The organism is Paraferrimonas sp. SM1919, from assembly GCF_010993985.1.
In the GTDB taxonomy this organism is placed as follows: Bacteria; Pseudomonadota; Gammaproteobacteria; order Enterobacterales; family Shewanellaceae; genus SM1919.
Window position 1 is genome coordinate 33,665 of record NZ_WINH01000023.1, and the last position, 11,703, is coordinate 45,367.

At 43.9% G+C, this 11,703-nt stretch carries 10 protein-coding genes and 1 pseudogene; 5 read left to right on the forward strand and 6 right to left on the reverse strand.

Annotated features, from left to right (window positions below; translation table 11 throughout):
- Window positions 1-62: 62 nt before the first annotated feature.
- Complete coding sequence (locus tag GFB48_RS13775; RefSeq protein ID WP_163936897.1) at window positions 63-518, reverse strand: cytochrome c; 456 nt, start codon at window positions 516-518, stop codon at window positions 63-65.
- Window positions 519-647: 129 nt separating this feature from the next.
- A complete protein-coding gene (locus GFB48_RS13780; RefSeq protein WP_163936900.1) occupies window positions 648-1,130 on the reverse strand; it encodes a peptidylprolyl isomerase in 483 nt (160 codons plus the stop codon).
- A 414-nt stretch (window positions 1,131-1,544) separates the two neighbouring features.
- Here GFB48_RS13780 and thrA point away from each other — a divergent pair, with 414 nt between their 5' ends.
- The 5 genes from thrA to GFB48_RS13805 all read left to right on the forward strand — a co-directional run bounded on the left by thrA (window position 1,545) and on the right by GFB48_RS13805 (window position 8,254).
- Window positions 1,545-4,007, forward strand: a complete 2,463-nt coding sequence (thrA, locus tag GFB48_RS13785; RefSeq protein ID WP_163936903.1) for a bifunctional aspartate kinase/homoserine dehydrogenase I — start codon at window positions 1,545-1,547, stop codon at window positions 4,005-4,007.
- Window positions 4,004-4,951, forward strand: coding sequence for a homoserine kinase (gene thrB, locus GFB48_RS13790; protein ID WP_163936906.1), 948 nt, complete (start codon window positions 4,004-4,006; stop codon window positions 4,949-4,951). Before thrA ends, thrB begins: the two co-directional genes overlap by 4 nt.
- Window positions 4,951-6,234 carry a threonine synthase gene (gene thrC, locus GFB48_RS13795; RefSeq protein WP_163936909.1) on the forward strand — a complete coding sequence of 428 codons (1,284 nt, stop codon included), beginning with the start codon at window positions 4,951-4,953 and terminating at the stop codon, window positions 6,232-6,234. The genes thrB and thrC overlap by 1 nt, the downstream gene beginning before the upstream one ends.
- A 191-nt stretch (window positions 6,235-6,425) precedes the next feature.
- Window positions 6,426-7,610, forward strand: coding sequence for an iron-containing alcohol dehydrogenase (locus GFB48_RS13800; RefSeq protein ID WP_163936911.1), 1,185 nt, complete (start codon window positions 6,426-6,428; stop codon window positions 7,608-7,610).
- A gap of 47 nt (window positions 7,611-7,657) precedes the next feature.
- On the forward strand, window positions 7,658-8,254 hold the full coding sequence (locus GFB48_RS13805) for a hypothetical protein (RefSeq protein ID WP_163936913.1): 597 nt from the start codon (window positions 7,658-7,660) through the stop codon (window positions 8,252-8,254).
- Window positions 8,255-8,338: 84 nt separating this feature from the next.
- On the opposite strand, the gene lipA is transcribed toward GFB48_RS13805, so the two are convergent.
- The 4 genes and pseudogenes from lipA to GFB48_RS13825 form a co-directional block, all read right to left on the reverse strand.
- On the reverse strand, window positions 8,339-9,307 hold the full coding sequence (lipA, locus tag GFB48_RS13810; RefSeq protein ID WP_163936917.1) for a lipoyl synthase: 969 nt from the start codon (window positions 9,305-9,307) through the stop codon (window positions 8,339-8,341).
- Between the two features lie 44 nt (window positions 9,308-9,351).
- Window positions 9,352-9,954 (reverse strand): annotated as a pseudogene (lipB, locus tag GFB48_RS13815) (lipoyl(octanoyl) transferase LipB); the annotation flags it as partial.
- A gap of 82 nt (window positions 9,955-10,036) precedes the next feature.
- Entirely contained in the window at window positions 10,037-10,300 is a 264-nt protein-coding gene (ybeD, locus tag GFB48_RS13820; RefSeq protein ID WP_163936923.1) for a DUF493 family protein YbeD, read from the reverse strand.
- A gap of 133 nt (window positions 10,301-10,433) precedes the next feature.
- On the reverse strand, window positions 10,434-11,609 hold the full coding sequence (locus GFB48_RS13825; protein ID WP_163936926.1) for a D-alanyl-D-alanine carboxypeptidase family protein: 1,176 nt from the start codon (window positions 11,607-11,609) through the stop codon (window positions 10,434-10,436).
- Window positions 11,610-11,703 lie beyond the last annotated feature (94 nt).

Genomic DNA, 11,703 nt, shown 5'->3' on the forward strand with positions numbered 1-11,703 from the left:
AGCACATAATAAAAAAGGCCGCTTTGAGCGGCCTTGGTAACTATTATCGAATTTAACTCGAATTAGTCCGCTTTGTATGGTTTATGACAAGCTTTACAGTTTTTAGCGACATCTTGAAATGCTGCGGCAACGCCTTTTTTACCAGGGTTGGTGGCAGCAACTTCTGCAAGCTTGGCTGACGTGGTTTCAAAGTTTTTCATTTTAGCTTCGAAGTCTGCTTTGTCACTCCAGATTGCTGGTAGTGCAGCTGTTTCTTTAGAGCCAGTCGCAGTACCGGCAGCAAAACCTTCTAGAGCCATAGCGGATAGCGCCGCAACGTTGGCAGAGCGCTTTGCAAATTCAGCATCATTCCAAGCCTTCTTACCTTTCATCATTGCACCTAGGTGGGCAAAGTTGTGGTACATCATGCTAAAAGAAGACTGGCGGTAATCAATGGCTTTGTCAGCATTTTTAAAGTCGCCAGCCGCTGCAGCGTTAAAAGACAGGGCGATAGCCGCGGCAGTGATAATTTTTTTCATTGTTATATCCTTTTTTCCATCAAAAATTCGAGCTGGATTAGTTTTATACTAATTAAATTCAGCTAACAATTACAATACGATAGAGATAAAAAAAGCGACTATTAGTCGCTTTTTTTGTATCAGCATATATTAATGACCGCATTGTCCATCAACATGCAAATGGCCATGGGCAATGTCTTGCTCTGAAGCTTGTTCTACTTTTACCACTTCAATATCAAACTTTAAAACTTGGCCAGCGTAAGGGTGGTTACCATCAAGTACTACGCCATCTTCTTGTACTTCTAATACACGTACAGGCAATTGACCGTGTTCAGTTTGTGCCATAAAGGTCATGCCAGGAACAATGTCTTCCACTTCGCCAAAAGCATCCATAGGTACGGTCTGGATTAAGCCGTCATTAAGTGGGCCATAACCATCTTCAGGTTCAACGGTGACTGAAAGCTTATCGCCTACGGTTTTTCCCTCTAATGCTTGCTCGACACCAGGGATCATGTTTTCAGCACCGTGCAAGTATGCAACATTGTCGTCACCGGTAGCACTTTCTAGTAGTTGATCATCGCTATTGTATAGATGGTAAGTAATGGTTACAGCGCAGTTCGCAGTAATTTTCATGGCAGGCCTAAATAATTTTATGAATGAGTGCTAATTGTAACGGGTATTTGTTTTTTATCATCACTTTTATGCTTTTTATTGCATAGTGGGAAACACCAAGGTGAAATAATGTCAATCTTAAGAAAAGTTGTTATAAAACAGTTTCTTAATCTAAGTTTCTGCTTTTGTCTTGCGGAGGCTTGGTGAAATCGAAGTTTATACAGTTGACACTTGCATAGGCAAAAGACATTCTATAGCCCTATTAACTAATTTGATTGACATAGGCGTTATGCTCTTAACATATATTGTTAGCACCCGAATTATTACAACCACCATTACTTAATGGCGGCGGGCTGAGCATACCTAAAGGAAATTCCAACGGCCCGCTAAATTTAGCGGGCCGTTTTATTTTGAGCATGGCACAGGAGTGGCACCATGAAAGTATTAAAGTTTGGCGGAACTTCCCTGGGTGACTGGGAAAGGTTTTCACAGGTTGCATCTATCTTAACCGATGAAGCAGCGCAGGGGCGTATCGCTGCTGTACTGTCTGCACCAGCCACTATTACCAATAGCCTAATTGCTGCAATTGATAATGCAACTAAGGGACAAAGTGTTCAGGCGATTGTTGAGCATATTGATACCGTATTTAATCATTTGTTATCAGGCGCCAGCCCAGTGTTAGGTGAAGCCCTTGAGTCAGAATTTAAAGTACGTTTTGCCCATCAGTTAGGCCAGTGGCAGCAAAAACTCAAAGGTATTGAATTGCTTGGATACTGCCCAGACGAAGTACAGGCGGACTTTGTGGTTGGTGGTGAGCGAATGTCTGCGGCATTGATGGAAGTACTACTTAAAGCTAAAGGAGTGCAAGCCGGTCAGCTAGATCCTAAACAGGTATTTTTGGCTCAAGGCGGTATTTTAGAATCTGCAGTTGACATACAAGCTAGCAGAGAGCGCGCGCAGAATATCGATTTAAATGCTAACCAAGCGTGGATTATGCCAGGCTTTTGCGCAGCCAATGATGAGGGCCAAACGGTTCTTTTAGGGCGTAATGGTAGTGATTATTCAGCTGCTGCCTTAGCCGCTAGTCTAGGGGCAAGCCAATGTGAAATTTGGACAGATGTAGACGGGGTTTATAACGTCGATCCGCGTTTAGTCAATAATGCTAAGTTAATGAGCAAGTTGTCCTACCAAGAAGCTATGGAACTTTCTTATTTCGGCGCCAAGGTTTTGCACCCTAAAACCATTACTCCAATTGCCCAGTATCATATCCCTTGTGTGATTAAGAATACTTTCAACCCAAGTGCACCTGGTTCTGTTGTTTCTCGCGAGACCGATGGTAGTGAAGCGGTTAAAGCGATTTCTAATTTAGATAATATGACCATGATTGATGTGGCCGGCCCAGGTATGAAAGGCATGGTGGGTATGGCCAGTCGTGTGTTTGCTGCTATTTCTAATGCAGGGGTGTCTGTCTCTTTGATCACGCAGTCATCGAGTGAGTATTCTGTTAGCTTCTGCGTCGCTTCGAATGATGCTAAAACAGCACAAGATGCCCTAGAAAGAGCCTTCGAATTAGAACTGAAAAACGAATTTTTAGAGCCGATTAGACTAAAGTCTGGACTTTCTATTGTGTCACTGATTGGTGATGGGATGAAGACCCGTAAGGGCATTGCAGCCAAGTTCTTAAATGCAATTGCCGCCGCTGGGGCTAATCTGGTTGCTTTAGCACAGGGATCTTCGGAGCGTTCAATTTCGGCAGTAGTGAATCAACAGCAGGTAAAAAATGTATTAGTGGCCAGCCATCGTTGTTTCTTTGATGATAGCCATGACATTGACGTATTACTTGTTGGCGCAGGCAACATTGGTAAAGAGCTGCTTGAGCAGATCAAAGGCCAACAGCAAGTGCTAGCGAAACAAAAAATTCGTATGCGCCTGTGTGCGGTAACCAACTCAAGCAAGATGCACCTAGACGAGCAGGGTATCGATTTAGAGAGTTGGCAAGATGAACTCGCTGCCTCTGAGCAAGCAGCGGATCTAACAAAGTTAAGAGCTTGGATAAGTGATGCCCAGCTGCGTAACCCTGTACTGGTTGATTGCACCAGCAATGATGCGGTAGCACAAACTTATCCAGACTTTATGGCTGCAGGCGCGCACGTCGTTACTCCAAACAAAAAAGCCAATACAGGCAGTCTTGGTTATTATCAAAAGTTGCGTCATGCGGCTCTGGTAAATAAGCGTCAGTTCTTATATGAAACCACGGTAGGTGCAGGCTTACCGGTTATCGATAACCTTAAAAAGCTGGTGGCAGCCGGCGATGAACTGCACAAGTTTAATGGCATTTTATCTGGTTCACTGTCTTATATTTTCGGCGAATTAGAAGCGGGCATGAGCCTGTCTGAAGCCACTAAAATTGCCCGCGATAAAGGCTTTACTGAGCCAGACCCTCGTGATGATTTAAGTGGTATGGACGTTGCCCGTAAGGTGTTAATTCTTGCCCGTGAAGCCGGTTTTAACTTAGAAATTGATGACATCAACATTGAAGGTGTATTGCCTGATAATTTTGATGCGACAGGTTCTGTTGAAGAGTTCATGCAACGTCTACCAGAGCTCGATGCTTGGATGGCGGATATGATTGCAAGCGCTAAACAAGAAGGTAAAGTGCTTCGTTATGTGGGCGAAATTGACGAGCAAGGCTGTAAAGTAGGCATTGCCAAAGTCGCTGCTGACGAGCCACTGTTTAGCGTCAAAGGTGGTGAAAACGCTTTAGCATTCTACTCTCGTTACTATCAGCCACTGCCATTTGTATTGCGTGGTTATGGTGCCGGTGGTGCGGTTACGGCTGCTGGTGTGTTTGCCGATGTACTTCGCACCGCCAACTGGACCCGCGAGGTAACTCAATGAAGCAAGTAGTCGCCTATGCGCCAGCGTCCATGGGAAACGTTAGTGTCGGGTTTGATTTACTGGGGGCGGCAGTTGCCCCTATTGATGGTTCTCGCCTTGGGGACAGAGTAACCATTAGCGAGTCTGTGGGTGAGCTAGGTTTACATTGCGAAGGCCCATGGGCCCATAAACTGCCCCTAGAGCCTAAGGACAATATCGTATTGCAATGTATAGAATATTATTGTCAACAAATGGGTTTTGAGCCACTGACAAATGCCATGGTTACTCTGGAAAAGAACTTACCAGTAGGCAGTGGTCTAGGCTCAAGTGCCAGTTCAGTGGTTGCTGCGCTTTGCGCGGTGGATGGTTGGTTTGATGGTGCAGCCAGTCAGTCGCAATTATTGCATATGATGGGCGAGCTTGAGGGGCGTATTAGTGGTTCTGTACACTATGATAATGTTGCCCCAAGTTACTTAGGTGGCATGCAGTTAATGAGCCCTGTGGCAGGTAAAGAATGTTTACCTTTGCCTAGCTTTGATAATTGGTACTGGGTATTAGCCTATTCTGGCGTATCCATTTCCACCGCAAAAATGCGTGCGCTTATGCCTACAGATATCGATATGGCTACCACCATTGAATATGCTCAAAATTTAGCAGGCTTTGTGCATGCATGCCACCGCCAGGACGAAGGGTTAGCACTTGCATTATTGAAAGATTGCTTAGCCGAACCCTACCGCGCTGAGGCGATACCAGGCTTTACTGACGCAAAAGCACAACTGCAGCTGTTAGATGTGGCTGCCTGTGGTATTTCAGGCAGTGGTCCAACCGTATTTGCGGTGACCAAAGACTTAGAGACTGCCAAGTCGGCAGCACAAAAATTACAAGACACCTACTTACAGGGTGAAGGCGGCTTTGTGCATATATGTAAGCTCGATACCCAAGGCACAGTCGTGGAGAAAAAATAATGCTTTTACAAAATTTAAAACACCCACAACAACAAGTTAATTTTCAACAAGCGGTAGTGCAGGGCTTGGGTAAAGACCGTGGTCTTTTTTTCCCACCAGAATTTACGGCGTTGAACGATGTAGAAGCGCTATTAGAGTTAGATTTTGTCAGTCGCTCAAAGGTGATTGTTAAGCATGTAGTAGGCGATGAAGTTGCACCAGAGGTGATTGATGACGTGGTGGAGCAGGCCTTTAACTTTCCTTGTCCACTCGTCAAAGTTGATGATAAGCGTTACTGTTTAGAGCTGTTTCACGGTAAAACATTAGCCTTTAAAGACTTTGGTGCCCGTTTTATGGCTCAATGTTTGTCGCGCTTTAGCAATGGCAACAAGGTCACTATTTTAACCGCGACTTCGGGTGATACTGGCGCTGCGGTTGCCGACGCCTTTTACGGTTTGGATAACGTAGAAGTCGTGATTTTATACCCTAAAGGCCGCATTTCTGAATTACAGGAAAAACTGTTTTGTACCCTAGGTAACAATATCCACACGGTCGCAGTAAACGCTGACTTTGATGCCTGCCAAGACATGGTCAAAAAAGGCTTTGAAGATACCGAGTTTAAACAGGCGCTAGCGCTAAATTCGGCTAACTCAATTAACATTAGTCGTTTGTTGGCTCAAGTTTGTTACTACTTTGAAGCGGTAGCCCAATACCGTAAAGAAAACACAGATGCGCCAGTGGTGGCGGTGCCATCGGGTAACTTTGGCAACCTTACCGCTGGTTTGATTGCTAAAGCCCTGGGTCTACCCATTAAACGGTTTGTTGCAGCTACCAACGAGAACGATACCGTACCTCGTTACCTTCAAAGCGGACAGTGGCAGGTTAACCCTACCGTTGCTACTGAATCTAACGCCATGGATGTATCTGATCCAAGTAACTGGCCTCGTGCAGAAGTACTGATCGAGCGTATGGGTTGGAATAATGGCGAAGTAAAAGGGGCTATGGTATCGGGTCAAGATGCCCGTGCAAGCGTGCAACAAATGGAAGCCAAAGGCTACTTATCAGAGCCCCATGCCGCGATTGCTGCCAAAGCTCTAGCGGATACTTTAGCTGATGACGAAAAAGGCATCTTTGTCGGTACTGCGCACCCTGCTAAGTTTAAAGAAGTGGTCGAAGACATTGTTGGCCGCGATATTGGCTTGCCCGCCGAACTTGCCGCCGTTGCCGATAAACAAAACTTATCGCTAGAAATGGACGCTGATTTTAATGCACTAAAAGCGTATATGCTTGATAAGTTAGGTTAATATGTAGTGCTTTAACAGCATAATAGCACCTCGTCACTGCTTGCTTTAAAACGCTGTCTTATTACAGCTAAGCAAATGTAGGCGAGGTGGCTATTGATTCTTTATCACCGTAAATGAATGAGGTGTTTAATCATTGACCAAAACATGTTAAGCCATTAAGGTAGATAAAACCGTCAGTTAATGGATTAACGATGAAGCATCAATTATTAGTCAATTTAAAGAAACCTTTTTTAAAGTATTTCCCCACCCCCAAACCTGAATTAATTCAAGGCCCAGGTTCTCTTGCACAAATCACCTCTGTACTCGAGGCTGAGCATATTTATAAGCCATTAATCGTTACAGACAAAGATTTAATTAGATTAGGTTTAGTTAACCAGCTTAGTGAGTTACTTGATTCTAAGCATATTTCTTATGAGATTTTTGCCCAGATAACTCCAGATCCTTCAATAACATTAGTAGAGCAGGGGCTTGAGGTTTTTAAGAAAAATAATTGTGATGGTATTATTTTGTTCGGTGGAGGCTCAGCGATGGATTGCGGTAAGGCGATTGCTGCATGCGCCGCCACTAACAAGCCCGTCTATAAATTAGAAGGTCTATTAAAAGTACTGACTAAGGTGCCTTTGATGATAGCGGTACCGACCACCGCTGGTACCGGTTCCGAGGCGACCGTTGCTGCGGTTATTTCAGACAAACAGACAAAGCGAAAGTTTGCAATTGCCGATCCTTTTATCTTACCCAAATACGCCATTTTAGATGCTGAATTAATGCTTGGATTACCCCCGCAAATTACCGCTCATACAGGGATCGATGCGTTAACCCATGGGATTGAATCTTATTTAAGTGATTATGCCTCTGGCTTTACCCGTGGTATGAGTACTCAAGCAATTAAAACAGTTTTTACGAGTCTTGTGAAAGCGTTTGAGGATGGGCAGGATCTGCAGGCACGAAGTGCAATGGCAGTAGCAAGTTATCAAGCTGGCTTAGCTTTTACTCGTACTTATGTCGGCTATGTTCATGCGATTGCACACCAACTTGGGGCACTTTACGGCGTCCCTCACGGACTTGCGAATGCCGTTGTGTTGCCTAAAGTTTTGCAGTTCTGTGTGCAGGCCATGACGCCAAGATTAGCTCAATTGGCAGAGGTCATTGGTGTTAGCGGTAACAGCCCTGAGCAAAAAGCATTAGGGTTTATTAGCGCGGTAGAACAACTGTTGCAGCAGTTAGCGATCCCAACTTGTATTGAACAATTGCAAATTAAAGATATTACCGAGATAGCGCAAAGGGCAAATGCTGAAGTGCATGGTACATATCCGGTACCACAACTTTTAACTCAAGCTGAGTGTGAACAATTAATCAGTCAGCTATTGCCCGCATAGTTTCTCTTATTAGCTATATTTAGTTAATAACAATCAAAGGTGGAACTATGTATAAATTATTACTTTTGGCGGTATTAGTCAGTGTTAATTGTGTCGCTCAATCCCAGTCGCAATTAACCTGGCAAACCGGTATAGCGTTAGGAAATGCTAATTTTAGCTACGACTATATTGAAAATAATAAAGTTTACTCTGATAGCCAAAACCGCTTTGCAGGTAAAGTGTTTGCTGCCTATCAGGTGATTCCCTATGTGTTTGTTCGAGCCGATTTAGCCAGTCTTGGTCGTTATGGCCACTTCTGGTATCAAGATGTCCGCCATATGCACTTAATATCTTTATCGGCTTCACTCGAACTGCAGTACCCATTAGCGGATACCGGCTTAAGCCTACAAGCCAGTGCGGGCGGGGGCATGTTGCAATTCAGCGACTTCGCCTACTTTGATGGGGACGATTATTACGATAATACTTCGAGGGGCTTAAAAGTATTAGGCTTAGGCGTCAGTTACCAAACCCCAGCGATGAATGGCGTCAGCGTTGGCCTGAGTTTTGAACGCCGCTTTTTAGATACTAATTTTAACTTTGGAAAACAAAGAGTCGATTTGCATAAAATCGATAATATCTGGATCAGTGGCAGGTATAATTTTTAGGCGTCGAATCAAGTACATCGAAAGATGAACGCGAATAAAAAAGGTTGCTCAATGGGCAACCTTTTTAATCTTTTCGAGTTTCGTTTATTTAACCTCTTTACCCTGTGCTTGTAAGTCAGCGTGGTAGCTTGAACGAACAAGTGGGCCACAGGCGGCATGGGTAAAGCCAATGGTAGTGGCAAGGTCTTTAAACTCATCGAACTCTTCCGGTGTAACATAACGCTCTACTGGAAGGTGGAACTTAGAAGGCTGTAGGTACTGACCTAGAGTCAGCATTTCGACACCGTGTTTACGTAGATCAAACAATACTTGTTCAATTTCTTCGTTAGTCTCGCCTAAGCCCATCATGATGCCGGATTTAGTCGGTACATCAGGGTGGCGTTGTTTAAACTTCTTAAGTAGATCCAGTGACCATTGGTAAGAGGCCCCAGGGCGAGCCTTACGGTATAGACGCGGTGCCGTTTCCAGGTTGTGGTTGAACACATCTGGCGGATCGCCCGCTAGTATGTCTAACGCTTTATCGATACGACCACGAAAATCGGGTACCAGAGTTTCAATCTTGATGCCAGGATTCAAGGCGCGGATTTCACGGATACAGTCAGCAAAATGTTGGGCACCACCATCACGTAAATCGTCACGATCAACGGAGGTAATGACCACGTACTTTAGCTTCATATCGCGAATCGTTTCCGCTAGTTTTCTAGGCTCATTGGCATCAGGTTTTAGTGGACGGCCATGGGCCACATCACAGAAAGGACAGCGGCGGGTACAGACGGCACCTAAAATCATAAAGGTGGCTGTGCCGTGGTTAAAGCATTCTGACAGGTTAGGGCACGAAGCTTCTTCACACACCGAGTGTAGGCCGTGCTTACGCATGGCCCCTTTAATTTCTTCAATGCGCTTAGAAGAACTGGGAAGCTTGATTTTTAACCAGCTTGGTTTGCGTAGCATGTCTTCCTTTTCGGTTGGCACAACCTTAACTGGAATGCGGGCAACTTTGTCGGCGTCTCTTAATTTTACGCCTGGCTGTAATCTTTCTGGTCTATCACTCATTTGTGAAGATATTCCTGTATCTGTTAATTCTGTAACCCAAGTTTATGGATAAGTATAGGTGTCAATATATCACCGGCCTCAGTCACATTTTGAGGCCCACCTAGGTCTTTGGCTTGGACCATTTCCATACCAGCATAACCGCATGGGTTAATACGTAAAAAGGGGCTTAAATCCATATTAATATTGACAGCGAGACCATGAAATGAACACCCCTTACGGATCCTTAAACCTAATGATGCTAACTTGCGATTATCCACATAAACTCCCGGAGCATCACACTTAGCATAGGCATCGACACCAAATTGAGCCATCATTTCAATGATGCTTTGCTCAATTGCTGTGACGAGGTCCCTAACACCAAGTTTTAATCGCTTAATGTTAATCAGTGGATAAATCACTAATTGCCCTGGGCCATGGTAAGTTACTTGGCCACCACGGTCTGTTTTAATTATAGGGATATCGCCAACATCTAAGACATGCTCAGGCTTGCCAGCGGTGCCCTGAGTAAATACTGGATCGTGTTCAACTATCCAAATTTGGTCAAGGTCATCAATGCTTCTTTGATCTGTGAAGCTTTGCATGGCTTGCCATATTTTTTGATAGGGCTGTCGACCGAGATTTTTGATAATTACTTGGTTGCTGGACACTGCTTTAGGGCTCTAATTTCGTCAGTTATGATGGCGCATTATATCGCCAACATAATTTAAAAAGCTATGAATTGTTAGAAATTTACAGAACTCGTTTGACGCCTTCAATTGCAGCAAGTCTTTGATATAGGGATTCTACTTGTGGCTTGTCTTGCACGGTAACGCGAATGGTAACTGAAACATAGGTCCCTTTGCTTGAAGCCTGTTCTGAAGTTGTGTAATCACCCGGCACAATGGATTGCACCACAGCAACAACATCATCAGCTAGATTAGCACGTGCATTACCTACTACTTTGTAAGGAAATGAACATGGAAATTCAAGTAATTCATCAAATTTAGTTTGCATAACTCTGCCTTTGCTAGCCTTAAATATTCTGTGACACTATATGGTGATTAATTCGGTTTATTTCAAGTAAAAAATCACAGCTACCTAAAGGCAGCTGTGATTTTAATTATATAAGCTATTTATTTATAGAGGATTAATTTAGAAGATCAGCGAAAAGTTTTTTAAAGTAATCGACAATACGGCTAAATAAACTGCCCGGCTGTACTTCTTCTAAAGCAACTAAGGGGTACTGCGCAACTTCTTCACCGTCAACATTAAAAAATACGGTTCCAATAACATCACCTTTAGCAATTGGTGCTTCAAGTTCTTGATTGATCTCAAAATCAGCATTTAATTTGCGGGCTTGGCCGCGGTATACCACTAAGTTAGTATCTTCTAATAAACCAAGTTTTATTTGCTTTTTATCGCCAAACCATACTGGCTGTTCAACTAAAGAATCTCCCGCTTTGTATGGCGTGGCTGATTCATAAAAACGAAAACCAAAATTTAATAGTTTTTTACTTTCTGATTTGCGTGCTGCGGTGGACTTAGTGCCCATTACCACGGCAATCAAGCGCATGTCACCTTTTGTAGCAGATGATACCAGCGAGTAGCCAGCTTTAGAGGTGTGGCCGGTTTTGATGCCGTCCACATTCATGCTTTTATCCCAGAGTAAACCATTACGGTTATGTTGGGTGATGCCATTGTATGTGAAAGACTTTTCACTATATATGCGATATTCTTCTGGTACATCTCGTATCAGCGCACGGGCTAAAACAGCCATATCCGATGCTGTAGTGTAATGATCGACAGAATCCAAACCATGACTATTAACAAAATGACTGTCAAACATGCCAAGTTGCTCAGCCCAAGTGTTCATTAGGTCGGCGAAGCCAGATTCCGTGCCGGCAATATGTTCCGCAATGGCAACACAGGCATCGTTACCTGACTGAACGATAATGCCACGATTAAGGTCGGCAACGCTAACTTGTTTGCCAACTTCGATAAACATTTTTGATGAGTCAGGGAAGTTTTTACCCCAGGCCTTCTCTGAAACCGTGACCATGTCAGTTTCTTTGATATTCCCCTGAGCAATTTCTTTACCCACCACATAACTGGTCATCATTTTGGTAAGAGAAGCTGGGTGTAGGCGTTCCTCGGCATTGTCCTGGGCTATGATTTTGCCAGAGCGATAATCCATCAGAACATAAGCTTTAGCGGCCATGGTTGGCGCCGAAGGAATAATAGTTGGGGAGCTTATTGTTTGTGCCGACATCATTAGTGATGTCACCACAAACAAGCTTTTATATGTTTTCTTTAAAAGAGTCATTAGTCGTTTAAATAGCTTAAGGTGAAAATGAGAATAAAACGCAATCAGTATATCATCTCTAATACTAATGCCTAGGAAGTATTTACCCTTAATG

Bases quoted from the DNA above. Each gene is read 5' to 3' on its own strand.
- GFB48_RS13775 (WP_163936897.1), bottom strand. From the start codon at position 518: ATGAAAAAAATTATCACTGCCGCGGCTATCGCCCTGTCTTTTAACGCT.
- GFB48_RS13780 (WP_163936900.1), bottom strand. From the start codon at position 1,130: ATGAAAATTACTGCGAACTGCGCTGTAACCATTACTTACCATCTATAC.
- thrA (WP_163936903.1), top strand. From the start codon at position 1,545: ATGAAAGTATTAAAGTTTGGCGGAACTTCCCTGGGTGACTGGGAAAGG.
- thrB (WP_163936906.1), top strand. From the start codon at position 4,004: ATGAAGCAAGTAGTCGCCTATGCGCCAGCGTCCATGGGAAACGTTAGT.
- thrC (WP_163936909.1), top strand. From the start codon at position 4,951: ATGCTTTTACAAAATTTAAAACACCCACAACAACAAGTTAATTTTCAA.
- GFB48_RS13800 (WP_163936911.1), top strand. From the start codon at position 6,426: ATGAAGCATCAATTATTAGTCAATTTAAAGAAACCTTTTTTAAAGTAT.
- GFB48_RS13805 (WP_163936913.1), top strand. From the start codon at position 7,658: ATGTATAAATTATTACTTTTGGCGGTATTAGTCAGTGTTAATTGTGTC.
- lipA (WP_163936917.1), bottom strand. From the start codon at position 9,307: ATGAGTGATAGACCAGAAAGATTACAGCCAGGCGTAAAATTAAGAGAC.
- ybeD (WP_163936923.1), bottom strand. From the start codon at position 10,300: ATGCAAACTAAATTTGATGAATTACTTGAATTTCCATGTTCATTTCCT.
- GFB48_RS13825 (WP_163936926.1), bottom strand. From the start codon at position 11,609: ATGACTCTTTTAAAGAAAACATATAAAAGCTTGTTTGTGGTGACATCA.